Origin of the sequence: Hyphomonas pacifica, assembly GCF_000682675.1 — a bacterium.
In the GTDB taxonomy this organism is placed as follows: Bacteria; Pseudomonadota; Alphaproteobacteria; order Caulobacterales; family Hyphomonadaceae; genus Hyphomonas; species Hyphomonas pacifica.
Window position 1 is genome coordinate 1 of sequence record NZ_AWFA01000008.1, and the last position, 22,737, is coordinate 22,737.

The 22,737-nt window shown below is 57.9% G+C and carries 14 protein-coding genes, 1 tRNA gene and 1 pseudogene; 7 read left to right on the plus strand and 9 right to left on the minus strand.

The genetic code is table 11. The features are described from left to right. Nucleotides 1-139 precede the first annotated feature (139 nt). From HY2_RS03710 to HY2_RS03720, 3 genes and pseudogenes are all read right to left on the minus strand, one after another. Complete coding sequence (locus tag HY2_RS03710; protein WP_051594686.1) at nt 140-1,075, minus strand: Ca2+-dependent phosphoinositide-specific phospholipase C; 936 nt, start codon at nt 1,073-1,075, stop codon at nt 140-142. A 151-nt stretch (nt 1,076-1,226) separates the two neighbouring features. Beyond that, nucleotides 1,227-3,371, minus strand: a pseudogene (locus HY2_RS03715) (TonB-dependent receptor); the annotation flags it as partial. A gap of 18 nt (nt 3,372-3,389) precedes the next feature. Next, on the minus strand, nt 3,390-4,001 hold the full coding sequence (locus tag HY2_RS03720; RefSeq protein ID WP_034824849.1) for a TonB-dependent receptor plug domain-containing protein: 612 nt from the start codon (nt 3,999-4,001) through the stop codon (nt 3,390-3,392). Between the two features lie 133 nt (nt 4,002-4,134). On the opposite strand from HY2_RS03720, the gene HY2_RS03725 reads away from it, so the two are divergent. Together HY2_RS03725 and HY2_RS03730 are read left to right on the plus strand one after the other, a co-directional pair. Beyond that, complete coding sequence (locus HY2_RS03725) at nt 4,135-5,313, plus strand: ROK family transcriptional regulator (protein ID WP_267895823.1); 1,179 nt, start codon at nt 4,135-4,137, stop codon at nt 5,311-5,313. Next, complete coding sequence (locus HY2_RS03730; protein ID WP_034824853.1) at nt 5,294-6,616, plus strand: MFS transporter; 1,323 nt, start codon at nt 5,294-5,296, stop codon at nt 6,614-6,616. Before HY2_RS03725 ends, HY2_RS03730 begins: the two co-directional genes overlap by 20 nt. Before the next feature lie 237 nt (nt 6,617-6,853). Here the strand turns inward: HY2_RS03730 and HY2_RS03735 are convergent. The 3 genes from HY2_RS03735 to HY2_RS03745 form a co-directional block, all read right to left on the minus strand. After that, nucleotides 6,854-6,929: transfer RNA gene (locus HY2_RS03735), tRNA-Val, on the minus strand. 92 nt (nt 6,930-7,021) lie between these two features. Continuing rightward, complete coding sequence (gene lon, locus HY2_RS03740; RefSeq protein WP_034824855.1) at nt 7,022-9,451, minus strand: endopeptidase La; 2,430 nt, start codon at nt 9,449-9,451, stop codon at nt 7,022-7,024. 177 nt (nt 9,452-9,628) lie between these two features. Beyond that, nucleotides 9,629-10,930 carry an NADH:flavin oxidoreductase/NADH oxidase family protein gene (locus HY2_RS03745; RefSeq protein WP_051594687.1) on the minus strand — a complete coding sequence of 434 codons (1,302 nt, stop codon included), beginning with the start codon at nt 10,928-10,930 and terminating at the stop codon, nt 9,629-9,631. A 53-nt stretch (nt 10,931-10,983) separates the two neighbouring features. Here HY2_RS03745 and parE point away from each other — a divergent pair, with 53 nt between their 5' ends. The 3 genes from parE to HY2_RS03760 all read left to right on the plus strand — a co-directional run bounded on the left by parE (nt 10,984) and on the right by HY2_RS03760 (nt 16,729). Continuing rightward, a complete protein-coding gene (gene parE / locus HY2_RS03750; RefSeq protein WP_034824859.1) occupies nt 10,984-12,981 on the plus strand; it encodes a DNA topoisomerase IV subunit B in 1,998 nt (665 codons plus the stop codon). 139 nt (nt 12,982-13,120) lie between these two features. Further along, nucleotides 13,121-14,659, plus strand: coding sequence for a diguanylate cyclase (locus HY2_RS03755; RefSeq protein WP_034824861.1), 1,539 nt, complete (start codon nt 13,121-13,123; stop codon nt 14,657-14,659). A 420-nt stretch (nt 14,660-15,079) separates the two neighbouring features. After that, nucleotides 15,080-16,729, plus strand: coding sequence for an NAD+ synthase (locus HY2_RS03760; protein ID WP_034824867.1), 1,650 nt, complete (start codon nt 15,080-15,082; stop codon nt 16,727-16,729). A gap of 44 nt (nt 16,730-16,773) precedes the next feature. On the opposite strand, the gene HY2_RS03765 is transcribed toward HY2_RS03760, so the two are convergent. Beyond that, nucleotides 16,774-17,598 (minus strand): hypothetical protein, encoded by an 825-nt coding sequence (locus HY2_RS03765; protein ID WP_112063332.1) that lies wholly within the window; start codon nt 17,596-17,598, stop codon nt 16,774-16,776. A gap of 134 nt (nt 17,599-17,732) precedes the next feature. On the opposite strand from HY2_RS03765, the gene gltX reads away from it, so the two are divergent. Both gltX and HY2_RS03775 read left to right on the plus strand, forming a co-directional pair. Beyond that, nucleotides 17,733-19,073 (plus strand): glutamate--tRNA ligase, encoded by a 1,341-nt coding sequence (gene gltX / locus HY2_RS03770; protein WP_034824869.1) that lies wholly within the window; start codon nt 17,733-17,735, stop codon nt 19,071-19,073. A 183-nt stretch (nt 19,074-19,256) separates the two neighbouring features. After that, complete coding sequence (locus tag HY2_RS03775) at nt 19,257-19,589, plus strand: hypothetical protein (protein ID WP_034824870.1); 333 nt, start codon at nt 19,257-19,259, stop codon at nt 19,587-19,589. A gap of 239 nt (nt 19,590-19,828) precedes the next feature. Here HY2_RS03775 and HY2_RS03780 read toward each other — a convergent pair whose 3' ends face one another. Beyond that, entirely contained in the window at nt 19,829-21,733 is a 1,905-nt protein-coding gene (locus HY2_RS03780) for an acetyl/propionyl/methylcrotonyl-CoA carboxylase subunit alpha (protein WP_034824872.1), read from the minus strand. After that, nucleotides 21,675-22,607 (minus strand): DUF817 domain-containing protein, encoded by a 933-nt coding sequence (locus HY2_RS03785; protein ID WP_081814904.1) that lies wholly within the window; start codon nt 22,605-22,607, stop codon nt 21,675-21,677. Before HY2_RS03785 ends, HY2_RS03780 begins: the two co-directional genes overlap by 59 nt. Nucleotides 22,608-22,737: the final 130 nt, after the last annotated feature.

A 22,737-nucleotide genomic window follows, 5' to 3' on the forward strand; every position in this document is an offset into this window, starting at 1 on the left:
GCTCGAACCGCTGACCCTCTCGGTGTAAACGGAATGCTCCCTTAATAACTACAACAGATTCGCTGTAAACTATGAGCGAATTTAGACTGAAACCTTGCGCGAACATGTAAACCAACAAATCTGTCGGTAATCATCCCCGTCAATGCACGTTAATCTGATCGATCCTTCGCTCCGGTTCACTCCCATTTGGACAGCGAAGAATGCCTCCTCCTTGAAATGAGGCAAGATACTCGGTCGAAAATGGCGAAATGTTTCCAGGGTAGTAGTCCGTTGAGATGAACTGCGCTCCGGAATCAATTGCGGCGCGCAGCCGCCGCTTGTCGTTGGTTCGGGCTTCCTTCGTACCGATGTCCGCTGCAACACGAACCAGAAATCCCTGAGCAACCAGCTTCTGTATCTCTTCCTCATGTCCAAACAGATCCCAGAACATCATGAACGACGCCTCATCATCGGTAGTCGGGTATTGGGCAAACATGACCCGCCCCCTGAGAGACGGATGTCCTTGTCTGTAGACTTTCGATGCCTTCGGCTTGTCTTCATCAAGAACGAACATAAATTTCTGCTGCGTATCAGCCAGACGCGGCCAACCCTTTTCAAGAATCGCTTGCCGGAGAGAGTCGGAATCGCCACGAACGTCATCCGGAACCAGCAACCGGCCTGGCCCGAATACTTCCAACAAGAGCTCGTCTATATCTGCTAGCAATTCAGCATCAAAATTCGGTGGTACGAGCAGTCCACTGAATATATGATCATCTTTTAAATTGAGTGTTACAGTGATCAGCGTGTGCTCCGGATGCTGATCTGACCACTGCTTCAATGCGATCAGGCAATCCCGAAATGCCAAACAATGCGAGTAGTTGTCATACCCTTGAATGTGCATGACTTTGAAGCCTGTCTCATTGATGGAGGTCTTGCTGTACGGTGGGGGATCCCCTTCCCGCAAAAATTTCAAATTGGGTGGCTGCTCATACAAGCCACCCTCTGGGTCTGCGTAAAAGTCGAGCTCAAGCAATCGCAGTCCCAGGTCCAGTTGCACGTCCAGCGGGGGGTGCTCATACTCCAGCTTGCTCTTCAAGCCGGGCCGCAGGCGGGCAGGCCGACCAAGCTCCCCGCAATAATTGTGTATTTTCCAAGTCGCGCTAAACCCAAACTATCAATCCCTTGTTCCAAAGCTAAAGACAGGAACCGGGGGCATCGCCCCGGCTCCCTTGAAGCATGCATCGTTGCTAAAATTGGTAGGTGAAACCGACCCAGTGCAGGGTTCCGGAGTCCCGCTCCTGGCGGAAATTACCAAAGCCGGTCTTCGAATCGATCGGCTCACCTGTCAGGTTGTTGGACCTCGCCTGTATGATGAGATGATCTGTCAGATTGTACCGCAATTGCGCACTGATGATGCCTCGAGCATTCCAGATGTCGTCGTCGGCGGGCGAACCTGACAATGTGTACAGGTACTCCGATTGGTAATTGTACGCCAACCTTGCTTCCAATTTTCCGTATTGGGCAAAGAGAGAAGCATTGAATATGTTTTCCGGTTGGCCAATGAGCGTCGGCAGCTTCCGCGTGTCTCCACCACTTCTAGTAACCGTCGCATCTGAACCAACATAGGTGTAGTTCGCCGAGGCGCCCAGGAAGCCGAGAGTTGGATGGATGAAACTCAGATCGTTCAATACAGTTCCGATTTCAAAGCCCTCGATCTTATAGGTATCGAGGTTGATCGGAATACTTTCTGTCAGATCAACTGTTACGGCGTCTGCACCGGTACCACCGAAGGTAAAGGCACCATCGGGCGTCGGCGTAATGATGACCCCTTGAGTTGTTACTCGAGGTGTTGCGATCTCATTTGAAATGTCCTTCCGGAACACAGCAACGGAGAAGAGGCCGTCGACCCACTTGGGATAATACTCCAACGAGATGTCGAAATTATCCGACGTTCGCGGTTCGAGGTCTGTATTTCCGCCTGTGATCGATGCCGTATTGAAAACCGGATCATACCGCAATGTGCTCTTGTTGGCCCGGAGGTCGTAATAACTCGGGCGGCTCACCGATTTTGAGACCGATGCCTTCGCAACAAGACCACTCGTCAAATCGTAAGTCACAAGCGCCCGCGGCAACCAATTGTCATAGCTGTTGCTGTCGGAGATCGAAACGAAACCATCATCATCCGCAGTGTCGGTCGTTGGACGGAAGCCTGTCGATTTTTCTTCGGTCTTTTCATAGCGGACGCCGCCGATGAACTCAAAAGGTCCAGCCTCATACTCCGCCTGAACATATCCAGAATAGACCGACTCCTCGACCGTAAAGTCATCGACAATGGAATTGCTGATCGAGCTTGCACGGGCAGTGAAATTTTCAGGATGCGCATCAAAATAACCTTGGATCGCATTCTGATCGGTGATCCAAAGAGGGTAGTTGTGCGTGCCGGTTGGTAACGTGAAAGACGTGCTCCCCACGAACAGACCGAGATTGTATTCGGACAGGGGAACGTCGCTGTTCAGGTCATAGTCGACCCAGTCCTGATCCTGTTCCCTTTTGGTGTTCGAAGCCTTTACGCCAAACTTAATAGCGAAATCGCCCGTACCGATATCGAATGGCTTGCGATAATCAATTTTGGCTTCGAGCGTTGTCTCTGTATTGTCGCTGCCCCAATATCGGTGCCCAGGCAGCGCGCCGTAAAGTGACAGGTCATTATACGCCGTTTCGTCCAGCAACGTCCGCACAGGGAAGTTTTCATTGTCGCCATGAAAGTCGTAGGTGTAGGCGAGACGTGTGTCACCAGTGGCTGTTGCATCAAAGCCAGTCCTGTACTGGGAAGTCGGATCGCTGAATTTTCCGACCCCATACAACGCATTGAACGACAACTCGTCGCGATCAAACAATGTATACTCACCACCTGATTGCAGGGACCATAGCTTGTTCGTCGTATCCCATGTCACGAGGGCCGGCGTTGACCTGACCTTCGCATCGACCAGGCCAGTATATTGCGTCTGGCCGATCGGCTGCGTATTCGCCCGCCAGTCCCATTCAACGCCTTGCCGGTCCGATTTCTCGAAAAAGTCGTAATAAAATCCCTGCACAAATGTGTAGGCATCGTCTGTCGGTTTCCATTCGAGTTTGGACAACGCGCCGGAATACTCACGATCATACCGCCAGGCAAACTGTGCATCGACCCGGTCAGCTGAATAGACATCCGAGGTCGACGCGAATGCATCGTCCGACGACAGTCGGGCGCCAGTTGCCGCATCGTAATAGTAATAGGTTCGAACTGCAGGATTGTAGAGAAACCGATCTTCCTTCGCATGAGTCCCCGCAAACGTGAAGCCAAATGCATCATTCTTACCGAACGTGTTTGAGTATGTTCCGGTCAGGCGATAGGTCGGACCTTTATCGGTTCAGCCCTCATTACTGGAGAAGCCATAATCTGCTGACACATTGGCGAATGCATCTTCACTATCGAATGCACTGCGCGTCTTGAGGCTGATATAGCCGCCAATCGCCTGCCCCTCCAGGTCTGGGGTAAATGATTTGAAGACCTCGGCTCGCTTGAGCACGGATGACGGAATGACATCCAGAAGAACCGTGCGTTCATTATTGGCTGTCGAAGCAATGATCCCACCATCGAGCTGGGTGTAGTTGTATGTCGAATTCAGTCCACGGACCGATACATAGCCTTCCCGGTCAAACCTGAAATCCAGCTGAAGCGATACGCCCGGAATGCGCCGCAGTGCTTCGGCGATATTGAAATCCGGCAGCTGTGCGATGTCATCGGCCGTCACGAAATCTGCAACAGCGTCTGTGTTTCGTTTTGCTTCAATGATCTCTTGGTTCTGGAGGCGCGCTCCGCGAACGACAACGACATCCTGAATAAATTCGGGATTTTCTTCCGCCTTTGAAATCACCCCTGTCTCATCATCAGCAAACGCGGCACCCGCAACGAATGCAATTGCTACAGGCGAAATGGCTCCGATGCACGTGAGCCGGCGAAAAGTCTTTCTTCCCAACATAATCCCCTCCAGAGGTCTGAGTTAACCGATGGAAAGGCCCATAGCATCGGTATGCGACAATTCAATTACATTACGTAATTGAATTGATAATTGTTGTCCCTGTATGAAACGTGTAGCAGTTAGGCCACGGCAAATGATTTGGAGGTGTAAGCGAGTGACTCAGACGTCGGCCCCACAGCTGTCATCCAATGAACGACGCGTGCTCGACGTGATCTGGCGAGAAGGCCCAATCGCGCGCCAGGATATTGCCAGACTGACTGGGCTCACGGCAGCATCCATTACCCGTTTGACAAAGCAACTCGATGATGAGGGACTTCTAGCCACAAGTCTTGAAAAGACGGGATCCCGAGGCAATCAACGCCAGCCGATTTCGATCAATGCAGACGGCGCGCTCTCATTCGGCGTGAGCTTCTCCCATACCTTTGTTGATGTGGGCCTGATGAACCTGGGGGGCGAACTGCTGCAGACCATCAGGTCCCCCCTTTCAAAGCCGACGGTGGAGAATGTCGCCAGCGCTGCGAAAGCCGGGGTCGCCAAACTCTTGTCGTCCAGTCGCCGAGATAGAAACAAAATCATCGGGATCGGCTTTGCGCTTCCGGGCGATTTTGCATCTGAGCCACCTTACCTGCAGGCCCACGCATATTTTCCAGCACTCCGAGGGGTCGATATCCTGAAGAGCCTGGAACCGCACTTTGAGTTTCCCTGCTTTGTCGAGAATGATTGCAACACCGCCGCTTTCGGTGAACGCGTGCTCGGCTTCGGGAAGCTTTACAGCACATTTCTTTCAGTATTCGTGGGTCACGGAATTGGAAGCGGGCTTATCATTGACGGAAATCTGTTACGTGGCGTTCACGGAAACGCCGGAGCCATCGGTTATATGTATCCCATGGATCAGCCACGCCCCTCCGGACAGGATTTATTCGAAACCGCTCAGAAAAACGGCGTTGCCGCACAAGACTTTTCCGACTTCGAAAAACTGCCCTTCGAAAAAAATCCACCGATCACGAAATGGTGCGAACGTGCCGGTAGTCAACTGTGCGAAGGTCTTAGCATTGCAGCGCGCCTTTTCGATCCCGAGGCAATCATCATCGGCGGGCGCCTGCCCCCGCCCTATCTCGACGCTCTTGTTCGATGGATCGATGTCGACGCTTTCTGTGCGGCCGGCGCTCCATTGCGCAAACCCGTCATTCGCGCGTCGGACCTGGGCGCCAGAGCAGGTGTGATCGGAGCCGCTGCCTTGCCGATTTACCATACATATCTAAGGTCAGACATGACGCTCGCGAGTGACAACTATGTCAACGGCAGACGTTAAAAAGATTGCTGCGTCTGGAGAGACTATTTCTCGTCTCGCCCTCGCCGGCTTTTCCACAGCCAACTTTGGTAAGTCGGTTTTCTGGTCGGCTGCGGATACATTCTGTCTGGTATTCGCAACCGACACTTTGGGGATCGAGCCGACGATTGCTGGTTCGATTATTTTGCTGACAATCGTCTGGGATGCAGTTTCAGACCCCTTGGCTGGCACGATGATTGACCGTGTTCAATGGCTCCACAAGCGCTATGGAACCCTCATCGCCGTTTCAGCACCTGTCAGTGCAATCCTTTTGTTACTTACCTTTGCAACTCAATTTCTGCCTGTCCCGGCGAGAGGTCTTTGTTTTGCTGCCTCACTCTTGGGATTCCGGACCGCTTTCACCCTGATCGATATTCCTGAAAATGCTCTGTTCTCCAGGATTGCCCGAACCAAGGGTCATCGAATATTTGGCGCTGCCATCCGCAAGCTGATGGCGACTTTCGCGGCTGTATCCATCTCAATGAGCACCGGTTGGATATTCGTAGAAACAGCCCCATTTACGGAAGGCACCCGCATCTTCATCGGTGTTTGTGTCTTTGCACCAATTGGCGTCTTGGCTATTTACTGCGGCACAAAGAGCATCGGCAAATGGGATCGAGCGATTTCAACCACTGTGACACGCCGCCGGATTGGGTTCGCAAGCTTAAAACCCACTCACCCCGCCTTTGGACTAACGATTCATGTACTTCTGGTGTCCCTCGGCATGTCATTGTTTATGGCCGCGTTGGTCTACTATGCGAGGTTCATCCTTGGAGACAATGCATGGTTTGCATCGGCCATGACAACGCTACTGATTGCGCAGACTGCTGGTATATTCCTGTGGGGATATCTTGCGACCCGATGGACGACGACTTTAGCATTGATGTTGGCGACTTGCTTGGCGTCATTCTCATGTATTTTCTTTCTGGCACCTCCATCATCCGAAGTGCTTATTTTTTCCTGCTGTGTTTTTGGGGTATCCGCTGGCGGACTGAATTCACTTCGATGGGCCCTTGCACCGACCGCAATTGATCAAGCTGAAGAAATCCTTGGGTACCGAGATGAAGCCGCCACAATGGCATTGCTGAGTCTGTCGATAAAATCCGCGATCGGACTTGCGTCTGTTTTTCTAGGAATGGCCTTATCGGCTTCCGGATATGAAAGCGGCGCAGTTGCGGATGAGGCGCAATCAATGACGTTCAGATTGGCCGTTGCAGCCATATCGACCCTGGTCATTCTCGCTGCAATCGTACCGCTTAGACAAAAGAACTTTGTTGTTCACTAGCAGAGCCCAATTAAACCAAGTTGCCCTGCGCTATGATCCGCTCCGTGCCACAAATCGCCTGCAAATTTTGTTCACAACATCGCACAAGATAAAAACGGGGATGAATGCCCCTTAAGGGACCAAGTGCGGATCGCGCAGCACGTGCACTTACCCTGCTTCGAGCTGTAAACTAGCGAGCCAGTTTACAGTTCAGATACACAGCGAATAACCCACAACACCTTGTAATACTTTAGTTTATGGTGGGCGGTAACGGGCTCGAACCGCTGACCCTCTCGGTGTAAACGAGATGCTCTACCAACTGAGCTAACCGCCCCTTCGCGCCCAAATGCACGGGCTTGAGGAAAAAAGCAAGACGGCCATTCAGTGTTTGAATGGCCGTCTGCAGTTTAGGGGTGTGGATAGGCCTTAATGCGGCCCTTGGTGCGGGCGGGCCGGATCAGCCGCACCGGCACCTGGCTGGCCCGCGAGCGAGGCCTGCAGGGCCGCCTCATCGGCTTCCGACCACTCGATCGGCGTCAGCGGACGTGTCAGCGCGATCTTCAGCACTTCATTGATGTCCGACACAGGCACAATCTTCAGGCCGGTTTTCACATTCTCCGGAATTTCCTCGAGATCCTTCTCGTTCTCTTCCGGGATGAGCACCGTCTTGATGCCGCCACGCAGGGCCGCGAGGAGCTTCTCCTTCAGGCCGCCAATCGGCAGAACACGTCCCCGCAGGCTGATCTCGCCGGTCATGGCCACTTCCCGGTCGACCGGATTGCCGGTGAGCAGGGAGACAATAGCGGTCGTCATGGCGACACCGGCTGACGGGCCATCCTTCGGCGTCGCGCCATCCGGCACGTGCACGTGGATGTCGGTCGTGTTGAACACGGTCGGCTTGATGCCCAGCATGACCGAACGCGAGCGCACCAGCGAGCTGGCCGCCTGGATCGATTCCTTCATCACATCGCGCAGATTGCCCGTGACCTTCATATTGCCACGTCCCGGCATCTTGACCGCCTCAATGGTGAGCAGGTCGCCGCCGGTTTCCGTCCAGGCGAGGCCTGTGACCGCGCCCAGCTGGTCGGTCTCATCTGCCAGGCCGTAGCGGAATTTCCGCACGCCTGCGAACTCGGCAAGATTGTCGGACGTGATGGCCAGCGTTGCGCCATCCTGATCGGCCAGCTTGCGCACGGCCTTGCGGGCAAGGCGTGCAATCTCGCGTTTCAGGCTACGGACACCGGCTTCGCGGGTGTAGTAGCGGACGAGGTCGCGGATCGCTTCATCGGACACCGTCCACTCACCTTCCTTCAGGCCGTGATCCTCACGAACCTGCGGGATGAGGTGACGCTTGGTGATCTCCACCTTCTCGTCTTCCGTGTAGCCGGCAATGCGGATGATCTCCATCCGGTCCAGAAGCGGCTGGGGCATGTTGAGCGAGTTCGCCGTCGTCACGAACATCACGTCTGAAAGGTCATAGTCGACTTCCAGATAATGGTCGTTGAATGTCGAATTCTGCTCAGGGTCCAGCACCTCCAGCAGCGCAGACGCCGGATCGCCGCGATGGTCCATGCCCATCTTGTCGATCTCGTCCAGCAGGAAGAGCGGGTTGCCCGATTTCGTCTTCTTCAGGGACTGGATGATCCGTCCCGGCATGGAGCCGATATAGGTCCGGCGGTGGCCGCGGATCTCGCTCTCGTCGCGCACGCCGCCCAGCGACACGCGCACAAAGTCGCGTCCCGTGGCTTCGGCAATGGAGCGGCCCAGCGAGGTTTTACCCACGCCCGGAGGGCCAACGAGGCATAGGATCGGGCCCTTCATCTTGCCCGTGCGTTTCTGCACGGCGAGATATTCCAGAATCCGCTCTTTCACCTTGTCGAGACCATAATGGTCATCGTCGAGCTGTGTCTCGGCCTTCTCCAGATTGGTCTGGATGTCCTTGCGCTGCCCCCATGGCAGGGCGAGCAGCCAGTCGAGATAATTGCGCACAACGGTCGACTCGGCAGACATCGGAGACATCTGACGCAGCTTCTTGATCTCGGCCTCGGCCTTGGTGCGCGCCTCTTCCGACAGCGGGGCGTCAGCAATCTTCTGCTCCAGCTCGGCCAGCTCATCGCGTTCACCGCCATCGCCGCCTTGCTCACCCAGCTCGCGCTGGATCGCCTTCATCTGCTCGTTGAGGTAATATTCGCGCTGGGTTTTCTCCATCTGCCGCTTGACGCGGTTTTTGATCTTCCGCTCCATCTGCAGCATGCCCATCTCGCCTTCCATCAGCGCGAAGACCTTCTCAAGACGGTCCTTCACATCCGGAAGTTCAAGCAATTCCTGCTTTTCAGACAGTTTGACAGACAGGTTCGAGGCGACCGCATCGGCCAGGCGGCCAGGCTCGGTCAGCGCGGCAATCGTGGTAACGGATTCCGGCGGAATCTTGCGGTTCAGCTTCACATAATTCTCGAACTGCTCCTGAACGGCGCGCATCAGGGCCTGCACGTCTCCGTCAGCACCTTCAGCCTCGTCCAGACGCTCAACCTCGGCTTCGAAATAGTCGCCGCGATCGTGCAGCTGGTTGAGGCGCGCACGGGTCTGGCCTTCGACCAGCACTTTGACCGTGCCGTCCGGCAGCTTCAGCAATTGAAGAATGGTGGCAATCGTACCGACCGCGTGCACGTCATCGGCGCCCGGATCGTCTATCGCTGCGTCGCGCTGGGCGACGAGCATGATTTCATTATCGGCTTCCTCGATCATTTCGAGGGCGCGCACGGATTTGTCACGTCCCACGAAAAGGGGCGCAACCATGTCTGGAAACACAACGATGTCCCGAAGCGGCAACACCGGAAGGTTTTTGATTCTTGGCATATCCTATGCCTCCTTCATTATGGTGAGCCCCGACTGGGCGGCGGCTCGGCATACCCTATTCCCTAAACGTCAATCATGTCGGGAGTCGGGCGTTTCACCAGATGTGGAGCGCGAGGGGGGGCTCTTCAAGCCAAAGGATGCGCTGGACCGCTCATCAATTGTGGAAACTGATGACAATTATGACATTGCCGCCTTGCGGGCTTTCTCTGTGGCGACTTCCTTGCGCTGGTTGGACAGGAAGGCAGACAAGAGGCCCATATCCGGGTCCGTCGACTTCCCTGCCCCCAAAAGGCGCAATTGCTCGTAAAACCACCCCATTGCGCCGAAGCCATTGAGGGTCTTGATCAGCTTGAACGGCGAATTTGGGCCGAAAATTCCGGGCCCCAACTGCAAAGTCTTCTCCCAGCTTTTGGCCTCTTCCAGCTCTCCGGACAAAAGTTTCGCCGGCACATCCGTATCGACGCAAAGCGGCCGGCCAATCCCGATCAGATCCGCTTCCCCTTCCGCAAGCGCCGAATTCATCGCCGCCGCCGTGCGGAAGCCTCCGGTCACCATCAGGGGCAGCTGGCTGCGCGCCTGTACACCCTTGGCATAATTTAGGAAATACGCCTCGCGCTTGCGCGTGGACTCGCGCACCTCTTCCTCAAACACCGGCTGCAAGCCTTCGAGGTCCATCATGCGCGGCTGCTCATAATTGCCGCCGGAAATCTCGACAAAGTCGATCTCCAGCCCGTTCAGAATGTCAATCACAGCCAGGCAATCCTCAAAACTGAAACCGCCTTTCTGGAAATCGGCCGAATTCAGCTTCACCGAGATTGAAAGGCCTACACCGCCTGCACGCTTGGCTTCCTCCACGCACTCGACCAGCAGACGCGCCCGGTTTGCCAGCGGGCCGCCATACTCATCCTCGCGCTGGTTCGCCAATGGCGACAGGAAGGAGGAGAGTAAATAGCCATGCGCGCCATGCACCTGAACGCCGTCAAACCCGGCCTTTTGCGCCACGCTTGCGGCGCGGCCAAAGCCCTCGACCACGGCGCGGATTTCCTCTGCCGTCATCGCGCGCGGCTCGCCGAACTGGCCCCCAGGCAGGCCCAGCGCCACCGGGCTCGGCGCTGCAGGGCGTGGATTGATCAGTTTCGGCGTCTGCCGCCCGGCATGGCTTACCTGCATGATCATCACCCCGCCCTGTGACTTGCCCGCCTCTGCCCAGCGCGACAGGCGGCCCATCTCATCCCCGGAGGGCGTACGATCTATGACCACATTCCCGGCACGTTCGAGATGATTGCGCTCAATCTGCACATTTCCTGTGATCATCCCGCCAATACCACCTTCCGCCCAGCGGCGATACAATGTCAGATGTGCTTCAGTTACCTGGTTGCGGGGATTTGCGAGTCCCTCTGTCATGGCCGCCTTCACAAGACGGTTTGGGAGTGTGACACCACTCACCAGGGTTAACGGGGTATTAATCGAGGCAGTCATCTTATGTCCTCCCATATCGACACTGAGTCGTTCGCCCTTTACGGAGACATCATATGGCTGCCGCCAAGCAAGCAAAGCTGTTTGACCAAATGAGTACAGAAAGTACCGGCTATTCGGCGAAGGATATTGAAGTCCTTGAAGGCCTTGAACCTGTCCGCAAGCGGCCAGGTATGTATATCGGCGGCACGGATGAGCGCGCCTATCACCATCTCTTTGCCGAGGTGCTCGATAACTCCATGGACGAAGCAGTGGCGGGCCATGCCAGCCGCATCGAGATCAAGCTCGACACCCAGGGCTTCATCACGGTGACGGATAATGGCCGCGGTATTCCGGTTGATCCGCACCCGAAATTCCCCAAGAAATCCGCGCTCGAAGTCATCATGACGACACTACATGCGGGCGGTAAATTCTCAGACAAGGCCTACGAGACCGCTGGCGGTCTGCACGGCGTCGGTATTTCCGTCGTCAACGCCCTCTCGGAACTGGTCGAAGTGGAAGTTGCCCGCGACAAGGTGCTTTACCGGCAGACCTTTTCTCGCGGCATTCCGCAGGACAAGCTGAAAAAGGTCGGCAGCGCACCGAACCGCCGGGGCACGTCTGTCCGCTTCAAGCCGGACTTCCAGATCTTTGGGGATAAGCTGCGCTTCCGCCCGGCCCGCCTGTTCCAGATGGCACGTTCGAAAGCCTATCTCTATCGCGGCGTTGAAGTACGCTGGAGCTGTGACCCGGACCTGCTGCCGGAAGATTCCAAGGTGCCCGCCGAAGCGACCCTCTCCTATCCGAATGGCCTTGCCGATCAGCTGGACGAGGTGTTCAAGGGCAAGGCGACGATCACCGATGCGGCCTTTACCGGCCTCGTCGACCAACGCGGCGAAGGCAAGGTTGAATGGGCGATTGCCTGGACACGCGCCGGATTTGGAGAAGCGGACGGCTTTGCCCGCTCCTATTGTAACACCATTCCGACCCCGGACGGTGGCACGCATGAGGCGGGCTTCCGCTCAGCCATTACAAAAGGTCTGCGCAATTTCGGCGAATTGACCGGTAACAAGAAAGCTGCGGAGATTACGGCGGAAGACATTATGGGCCATTCCGGTCTGCTCTTGTCTGTCTTCATCAAGGGCCCGGAATTTGTCGGGCAAACCAAGGACAAGCTTTCCACCACGGCGGCCTTCCGCCTTGTTGAAAACTCCGTGCGCGACCGGTTTGACCACTGGCTTGCCGGCTCTCCGAAAGAGGCTGACAAGCTGCTCGGCTGGGCCGTTGAGCGCGCCGAAGAGCGACAGCGCCGCCGCAAACAGAAAGAGATTTCGCGCAAATCCGCCACCAAAAAACTTCGCCTGCCGGGCAAGCTGGCCGACTGTTCCGACAAAGGCCCGGAAGGCACGGAACTGTTCCTGGTCGAGGGTGATTCCGCTGGCGGCTCTGCCAAGCAGGCACGTGACCGGAAATCCCAGGCCATTCTGCCCCTGCGCGGCAAGATTCTGAACGTCGAAAGCGCCTCGCTCGACAAGATGATGAACAATCAGGAGATCAATGATCTGGCCCTTGCTCTGGGTACGGCGCTTGGCAAGAAGTTCAACATGGATGATCTGCGCTATGACCGCATCATCATCATGACGGATGCTGACGTTGATGGCGCCCACATTGCCAGCCTGCTGATCACTTTTTTCTATCGGATGACGCCGGGCCTGATCGAAAACGGACGTCTGTTCCTGGCCATGCCGCCACTCTACAAGCTCTCCAACAAAGGCACGATCGTCTATGCCATGGATGATGCAGACCGGGCACAGAAAATGAAGGAGCATTTCAAACCGAACCAGAAGGTCGACATGACCCGCTTCAAAGGTCTCGGCGAGATGAACCCGTCCCAGTTGAAGGAAACCACCATGAACCCTGCCACACGCACGCTGGCTAGGGTGACTTTGGAGGCCATTGATGATGTTGAAATTCCGGCCGAGGAACTGATTAACACATTGATGGGCAAGAAGGCTGAATTGCGCTTCCGATTCATCCAGGAGAATGCCGCCTTCGTCGAAGAGCTGGATATCTAGGTTAACAAATTCTGACACACGGCCCGGCAATTATTCCCGGAAACCAAAGTTGACCCTAACCCTGTTTAGGTAAACTTGGGCTATGTCATCTAACGGGCCAAAACTTCAGTTCAGGAAAAGGACGCGGCCGCGGAAGCTGATGCGGCTGGAAACCTTTTGGCATCGCTATGTTGTCGCCCTTAGCCTGATTCTGGGCCTGTTGCTGACCAGCCATGTATTCTCGCTCGCCGAACTGCGCCATGGCGCGCATGACGCGGCAGCAATCAATATGAGCGGCAGCCAGCGTATGCTGTTGCAACAAATTGCGCATGTGATGCACGACTATGTTGAAACGCCAACTGAAACGTCGCGCACAAGGCTGAAAGACAGTATCGAACTGTTCGAAAGCTCGCACTACGAACTGGTCAAACTGAGCCAAGAAGACGCTGCGCTCAAAAGGCTATACTCGACCGGAGAGGCTCCAATTCACACGAAGGTCCTGCGCCTGATCAATGACGTGAACTGGATACTCGTGGATGCGCGCGGAACGGAGTTTGCCATTCGGGATATCGAACAGATGGCCGATGGAGAACTGAGTGCGCAGCTGGGCGAAGCCGCGGATGCTTTTGAAGCCCTTGCCCGCCGCCGCTCGATTCAACTTACAGCCATTCAGGACTTTTCCCTCTACGCGGCCGTTCTGACAATTATCGGTGAAATGCTGCTGATCTTCTGGCCAGCCCACAAGACCATCAAGCGAAGCTTTGCCCAGCTGAGGGAAGAGCATGACGCCACCGAAGCGGCTCTGAAGAGACTGTCCAACTTTGCCAGCCTGGCTTCCGACCTGTTCTGGGAGACCGATCTGGAAGGCCGTGTAACCTATGCGGAAGGGCGAGCACTGACCTATTTCAAGGGCGGACGCGACACGATTCAGGGCTGTGACTATCTGGACATCATCCAGATGGATGACAAGAACCTCGCCATTATTGCCAAAGCCATCAGCATGCTGAGAGACTATAAAGATGTTCGCGGCATCTTCACGGATGCCAGCGGGCGCAATTACAGCATGCGCCTGGCGGGAATGCCGCGCTTTGACAAAAATGGAAACCTGGCCGGCTATTTGGGCACAGCCGATGACATCACGAGCGATGTGGAAGAACAGGAAGAAGTCCGCAAACTTGCCTATACGGACCCGCTGACCGGCCTGTCGAACAAGCGGGCCTATGATGAGGCCATTCCGGATCTGGTAGCGACCTCCTCACCGGCCAGACCGATTTACCTGCTGGCCCTGGACCTGGATGGTTTCAAGGCGGTCAACGACACTTACGGCCATGGCGCAGGCGATGAAGTGTTGAAGGTCGTCGCGGCGCGGATCAGATCCATCATCCGGGATGACGATATGGCCGTGCGTGTGGGCGGCGATGAGTTCTTCATCATCTGCAATGCGATGCCGTCTCACCTGGCCATCATGGGCCTGGCCCAGCGCCTGAACGACCGGCTGAGCGCGCCCTATTCCCTGTCTCATGGTACAACCGTGCGTGTCAGCGCCTCTATCGGGGTGGCCTGCGCGCCGCATGATGCGACCGAGCATGTCGCGCTCTGCGAGGCTGCCGACCAGGCACTCTACGCGGCCAAGAAACGCGGCCGCAACCAGACCTGCTTCGCCCGCGACCTGGAACAGGGCGAATTGCAAGCCTCATAAGGCCGCCTCAGCCATGTGCCAGCAGATGCGACCGGAAATGCGGCCTGCGTTCCGGCTCTCAATCTTGAATTTTTCAGGAAATTCAGCCGGAGCCTTCCCAGCCTTCCAGACCGGCGCGGATCATGCCGGGCAAAAGGCTGGCAATCGCGCCAAGCTCCGGCGATAGACGAAAGGCGCTATCCACCGGCCCGGTCATGGGCTTTGGCTCTCACTTCGCCTGCGCCGCTTCAGGCTGCGCGCGCGGCGATTGCGGCGTGAGGCCAATACGCCGAGATCATCTATTTGGCGTTGTGACGGAGGCGCTCGGTTTGTGAGACAGCTTTTGCGGAAAATGCGTTCCGTCTCACCCCGGCCCCTCTCCCGAGGGGGAGGGGTGAGTCTTCAATTGATAATCCCGGCGCATCCGCCTAAATGCTCCCCATGAGCAAAAAGCTGAAAATTCTGGTCGCGCAATTCAATCCCGTTGTTGGGGATATTTCGGGCAATCTGGGGCTGGCGCGGCAGGCGCTGATGGAGGGCAAGGCCCGCGGGGCGGATCTGGTCGTGCTGTCAGAGCTGTTCATTCTGGGCTATCCGGCGGAAGACCTGGTGCTGAAATCTGCCGCGGTGGAAGATTCCATGAAGGCCGTTCAGGCGCTGGCCACGGATACGGCAGACGGCCCGGCCGTTCTGATCGGCAGCCCCTGGGCCGAAAATGGCAAGCGGCACAACAGCGTCGTCTGGCTGGCCGGCGGCAAGATCACCGGGCGCTATGACAAACGCGAGCTGCCCAATTATGGCGTATTCGACGAGAAGCGCATCTTCGATGCCGGCGAAGGCCCCCCGCCCCTTTTCGAGCTGAACGGCGTGACGCTGGGCATCGCGATCTGTGAGGATATCTGGTATCCGCGCGTGCCGGGCCAGCTGGCCGAGGCGGGCGCGGAAATGCTGATCGTGCCGAATGGCAGCCCCTGGCGGCGCACCGTGCAGGTGGAGCGCCACACCAGTTTTTCCGCCTGGCACAAGACGGGCGTGCCCTACCTGTTCGTCAATCAGGTGGGCGGGCAGGACGAACTGGTCTTCGATGGTAGTTCGTATGCGGTTGATCATGACGGGACGGAGCATCAGTTACTAGGCGATTTCGTCACCGGCACGGCGATGGTCACCTATGATGGCGAAACGCACCGCTTCGACAGCGACGCGCAGGCGAAGCTGACCGGCGGCTGGGAAGCGGAATATCGCGCGGCGACGCTGGCGCTGGGCGATTATGTCAACAAGAACAAATTTCCCGGCGTCGTGCTGGGCATGTCGGGCGGGATCGACTCGGCGCTGACGGCGGCGATTGCCGTGGATGCTCTGGGGGCGGATCGTGTCTGGTGCGTGATGATGCCGTCAAAATACACGTCCAGCGAAAGCCTGGAGGATGCCAAGGCCTGCGCCGAGGCGCTGGGCGTGCGCTATGATATCATCAATATCCGCCCCGGCGTGGACGCGATGGACGAGATGCTATCGGGCGCCTTTGCCGAGACCCAGCCCGACACGACGGAAGAGAACATCCAGTCCCGCCTGCGCGGGGTGACGCTGATGGCACTGTCTAACAAGTTCGGCCACATGGTGGTGACAACCGGCAACAAGAGCGAGATGGCCGTCGGCTATGCGACGCTGTATGGCGACATGTGCGGCGGCTACAATGCGCTGAAGGATTTCTACAAGACCGAAGTGTTCGAACTGGCCAAGTGGCGCAACACGGCGGTGCCGAAGGGCGCGCTCGGCCCCGGCGGCGAAGTGATCCCGGAACGGATCATTACCAAGCCGCCCTCGGCTGAGCTGCGCGAGGACCAGAAGGATGAGGATTCCCTGCCGCCCTATGACGTGCTGGACGACATTCTGCGCGGGCTGGTGGATCTGGAAGAGCCGATCGAGGCGATCCTGGCACGCGGGCATGATCGGGCGTTGGTCAAACGGATCGAACATCTGCTCTACATTGCCGAATACAAGCGCCGTCAGGCCCCGCCGGGCGTGAAAGTGGGCGGCAAGAATTTCGGCCGTGACCGGCGCTATCCGATCACGAACCGCTTCCGGGATGATTGAGGGCTGAGGTTTTGCTTCGGGTCAGGGCGGCTCAAAAGCCGACGCTATTCCTGGTCCGGCAGTGCGGCCTCGGGCTCTATCCCTTCATAGGCGTTGGCCATGGCCGCCGCACCGGCGCGCACCTCTGCCACATCATCGGGCGCAATGTCTGACGCCTCGCCATAGCCCATGATCGGAGACGCGACGACGCCCGGCAGGTCCACCATGGTAGAATAGAGCAACCAAGCGCGGCTGCCATCCTCGCACTCGACATTGACCCATTGGTCTTCCGTCGGCGCTGGCAGGCTGGAAATATCGCTGATCTCGCGCAGCTCGGCCTCGTTGATGTCATACTCTTCGCCGCCAAAGGAGACGATGGTGAACCCCTCCCCCAGATAGCGCAGATAGGTCAGCTGGTCGCCGGTCTTGAGGTCCAGCGTCTTGATGCCGGTATCGGAAACATATTCGATGGACGCATCCTGGGAGAGCGTTACCGGGAAGGTCTTCGTGGCGACGAAGAAATCGAGATCGTCCTTCTCGACCCGATCGCGGTTCCACAACTGGTAGTTGGCATATTGCGGCAGCGGGCATTCAAGGTCTGCCGGTACGCCGGAATTGGGCTGTGACCAGCCATTCACTACAACACCGGGGTCCAGCACAGCAAATCCGGCGGGATATTCGCCCGGCCAGCCAGGGCTGACATACCATCCCTCGCCATAGCCGGAGACGGCCTGGTAATCCGTCTCGCCATCCGACTTTGCAATTTCTGCAGGCGTTTCAATCGGGTCGGGGGCTTCCACCACCGTTACGTCCGGTTCGACCGGCTCTTCAACCCGTTCCCCACAGGCCGCCAGCAGCCCTGCTGCAGCCAAAATCCAGCCCCGTCTCATCCACATCTCCTCGATGACGACTCACCTGCCCGTCGCACATTATCATAAACAATAGCAACAATGTGGCATCCCTCCCTTGGCTTTTTCCGCAATTTGATGTCGAAAGCGGCTTAAGTGACACAGGTTTTGTTCCAATGACTGCACCGATCGTTCGTTTTGCCCCTTCGCCCACCGGCCGCCTGCATGTCGGCAATGTGCGTACCGCGCTGATCAACTGGCTGTTTGCCCAAGGCCAGCAGGGGAAATTCATCCTGCGCATCGACGATACCGACGTGGAACGCTCCACAAAAGAACATGAAGACGCGCTGAAGGTGGACCTGGAATGGCTGGGCCTTGTCTGGGCCGACACATTCAACCAGTCCGACCGGTTTGGCGAGTATGACGCCGCCGCCGACAAGTTGCGCGAGATGGGCCTGCTGTATCCCTGCTTCGAGACGGCCGACGAGCTGGAGCGCAAGCGCAAGATCGCGCTGTCGCGTGGCCGCCCGCCGGTCTACGACCGCGCCGCGCTGGACCTCAGCGATGAGGAGAAAGCCAAGCTGGATGCCGAAGGCCGCAAGCCGCACTGGCGCTTCAAACTGTCCGGCGAGCGCGTCGAGTGGAACGATTTGGTACGCGGCCCACAGAGCATCGACACGTCCAGCCTGTCCGACCCGATCCTGATACGCGAAGATGGCTCCTACCTGTACACCCTCCCCTCCGTGGTGGATGATATCGAGGCCGGCATCACGCATGTCGTGCGCGGCGAGGATCATGTCACCAATTCCGGCGCGCAGATCGAGATATTCAAGGCACTCGGCGGCACGGCGCCGGACATGGCGCATACGCCGCTGCTGATCGGCGCGGATGGTCAGGGCCTGTCGAAGCGGCTCGGCTCTCTGTCCATGGGCGAGCTGCGCGCGCAAGGCTATGAGCCGATGGCGGTCTGCAGCCTGCTGGCAAAGATCGGCACGTCCGATAATGTCGAAGCGCGCGAAAGCCTGGACCAGCTGGTCGAGGAATTCAGCTTTGACAAGATCGGCCGGGCCCCGGCGCGCTTTGACGAGGCCGAGCTGCTGGCCGTCAACGCCACGCTGCTGCACGCCCTGCCCTTTGACGCAGTGAAGGATCGCCTCGCTGCGGTCGACCCGCGCGCCGCCGATGAGGCCTTCTGGACCGTAGTACGTGAGAACTGCTCCCTGCTGCCGGACGTCGCCGCATGGGTGGAGACCGTGTTCGGCACAATTACGCCGGTGATCGAGGATGAGGACAAGGACTTTGTCGCCACCGCCGCCACGCTGCTGCCGGACGGCGAACTGACGGGCGAGACGTGGAGCCAGTGGGCTAATGCCGTGAAGGCAGAGACCGGCCGTAAGGGTCGCGGCCTGTTCATGACACTGCGCAAGGCGCTGACCGGCCAGGACCACGGCCCCGACATGGGCGCCTTGCTGCCCCTGATCGGCCGCGAGCGGGCACTGGCGCGGCTGCAGGGCTAGGTCATAAAGCGGACTGGAATAAAGCTGGACGGTTAAGTCCCTGATTTCCAGTGCGTTTTCACTTTTTGGAACAAAGTCAGAACTTTTTCCTTTCCAAAAGATGAATATTCTGCTTATGTTCTCTTATTGAAGAACACGCGGAACACGGGGGCCGCAGCCCCCGAAATCTTGAGGAGTTGCACAATGGTACAGTTGGTCATCAAGGGATGTGAGTTTGACCCGGCCCATGCGAAGGATGTTGTCTTTGGAGACGGTTTCCGCATGGAACTGGACCAGGCCATTGAGCTGGCCATGGGCGGCATTGAGTTCTGGGCGGCAGAAGCAGACGGCTCTGCCGCAAAAGTCAGTGTCGAGAAGAATGAATATGGCGAACTGATCCTCAAGACCGAGCCGAGTGCCCGCGCCGCCAATCATTTCGGCGAGATCTGCGCCCCGCCCATCGTGCACCGCCGCTATCGCGCCGAAGCCCATCATACGCCGGTGCAGATCCATCACGGTTACGCTGTCGCAGCCTAGGTTACGCAGCGGCCCTCACCTTCCAGACGTTTCTTCCCCTGCGGTCACCACACCCAAGCCATCGGCCGCAGACAGGATATGCCGCTCTCCAAACCGGGACATCCGGGATCACACCAGCCTCTGGAAGGTGGGGGTTACTCTGTCGGCCTTGCGCTGTCGCGCGCAGGAAAGGCCCGTTTATCGCCCCTTCCCTACAGCACTCATGCAGAGCAACGTCGAAGCATGAACGGAACGGAGACTTACTCCGCCTCAAGCGTAACGAGGACATCGCCTTCGGCGACCTGATCGCCTGTGGCTGCCTCGACAGACTCCACGATGCCGTCGCGCGGGGCGGCGAGCGTGTGTTCCATCTTCATGGCTTCCATCACGGCCACGGCATCGCCCTTGGCCACACTGTCGCCCGGCTTCACATTCACGGCGAGCAGCTTGCCCGGCATCGGCGCGCTGACGTTGTCACCGCCCAGAACCGCTTCAACATCGGCGTCATAATCCGGCACCTCGACCAGAACCGTATCGCCACCGGTCGTCACCGCATAGCGGCGCGGGGAAAGATCCGTCACGAAGGGTAGCGGCGTTTCGGTCGGCAGATCATACGAGGTCGGATCAAGCCAGTCGGCATCGGCGCCTACGGCGACGGCTGCCTTGCGCACCGGGGCAGCATTGGCCCGGAAACCATCGCGAATGTCCCATGGCATGGCACCGCCTGCATCATCCAGCCGAATATCAGCAACCGCCAGAAGCGAAGCGAGTTCATGGTCGCTTTCCGGCTGGGTCAGCGCCTTGTCCTGCTCGGCAATCCAGTTGACATGATGCGTGCCCGTCCGGAAGGCCTCCGACAGGGCACACCGGCGCAGAAAGCCCGTATTCGACGGCACACCGGCAAGCTGCGTGTGCGACAGGGCCTCCGTCAACTGATCAACCGCGTCATCCCGATGATCGCCATAGACGATCAGTTTGGCAATCATGGAGTCGTAATTCGATGGCACACGGTCGCCCGTTTCAAAGCCGGCATCCCAGCGGATCGTCTCACCATCCACGGGCTGCAGCAGGCCGAATTCCAGGATCAGGCCTGCGCCGGGGCGAAAGCCATCAGCCGGGTCTTCGGCGCAGATGCGCGCTTCAATGGCATGGCCCATAAGCGGGATTTCCGTCTGGTTGAGCGGCAGCTCCCCGCCGCTCGCGACCAGCAATTGCCAGGCGACCAGGTCTTGCCCCGTAATCATTTCCGTCACCGGATGTTCCACCTGAAGCCGGGTATTCATTTCAAGGAACCAGAACGTGTCGGTGGCGAGCGGCTTTGATCCGTCCACGATGAATTCCACCGTACCGGCGCCTTCATAGCCGACTGCCTGGGCGAGGCGCACGGCTGCATCCGTCATCGCGGCGCGTACCTCTTGCGGCATGCCGGGCGCGGGCGCCTCTTCAATCACTTTCTGGCGGCGGCGCTGCAGCGAGCAGTCGCGCTCATACAGATGCACGACATTGCCATGGGAATCGCCAAACACCTGCACCTCGATATGACGCGGCTGCTGGACCAGTTTTTCCAGCATCACCCGGCCATCGCCGAAGGCGCTTTCGGCCTCGCGCACAGCGCTTTCCAGTTCGGCCTTCAAGTCTGCGGCCTTGGAGACAAGGCGGATGCCGCGCCCCCCTCCCCCGGCCACGGCCTTGATAAGCAGCGGAAAGCCAATCTCCTTGGCAGCCTTGGTCAGCGTTTCGGCATCCTGCGCCTCGCCGCGATAGCCGGGCAGCACGGGCACGCCCGCTTCCTCGGCAATGCGCTTGGCCTCATCCTTCGGGCCCATGGAGCGGATCGCTTTCGGGGATGGCCCGACCCAGATCAGCCCGGCATTGCGCACATCCTCGGCAAAGTCGGCATTCTCGGACAGGAAGCCATACCCCGGATGGATCGCATCGGCGCCAACCGCCTTGGCTGCCGCGATGATGGCATCGCCCTTCAGATAGCTCTCCGGCGCGGGCGCGGGCCCGATATGCACGGCCTCATCAGCTTCGCGCACATGTTTGGCGCGGGCATCGGCATCTGAATAGACGGCGACAGTCCCGATGCCGAGCTCCCGGCAGGTTTCAAAGATGCGGCAGGCGATCTCGCCCCGGTTCGCGACGAGCAGCTTCTGGATCTTCATCTGAGGGCCCTCCCGGCACCCGGCGCGTGCCTTTGTGAATGGCGGCGACCAGGACAAAACTTATGATCATCAGCAGATACCACGAACCGAGTTTTGATAAAGAGACCATTTGCCAGCCATGTTCTTGCCCGGGATAGGCCCATGCCCGGGCGAATGTTCCAAGATTTTCGGCAAGCCAGATAAAAAGCGCCACCAAAAGGAAGCCAATCACCAAGGGCATCGGGCGATGCGTCTCGTCTGCGCGAAACCAAACCAGGCAAGGCCCATAGATCAATGCCGTCGCGATGAAGAGCGCAATCCTGATATCCGGCAGCCAGTGATGCGCAAAGAAATTCACATAGATCGCTGTCGCCAGCACGCCCTGCATCCAGAGCGGCGGGAAGCGGTCAAACCGGAAATCGAAGATGCGCCACACCCGCGCGAGGTACGAGCCGACGGCAGCGTACATGAAGCCTGTGAACAGAGGCACCGCGCCTATGCGCAGCACGCTGTCTTCCGGATAGATCCAGCTGCCATGGGCTGTCTTGAACAGCTCCATCACCGTGCCGACAATGTGGAAGACGAAGATGATCTTCGCCTCTTCCCAGGTCTCCAGCCCGGTCCACAGCATCATGATCTGGATGCTCACAGCGCCGAGAACCAGGGCGTCATAGCGCGACAGTGCCGCATTTTCCGGATACCAGAGGAATGTGCCCAGCAAGAGGCCCAGCATCAGGCCGCCAAACAGACAGGCCCAAGCCTGCTTGATGCCGAAGGCGACAAGTTCGAACGCGGCCTGGCTCCATGGGCCCTTCACGCAGCGCGCATGCAGGGCGGCGCGGGCCGCATGCAGATAAGTCTGTGCTCTTGTGGACGTGGTCCCTTCAGATGTCATGCCCACTCTATCGCCTCCCTTCACGGCGCAAATGCGGCCAGTAGCAAGCGTGGCAAGGCATTTGAGAGGGTCATTTTCCGGCTTTGCCGATAGCGGGCAAGTGTCGTAAGGATTAACGCACAGAAACCAA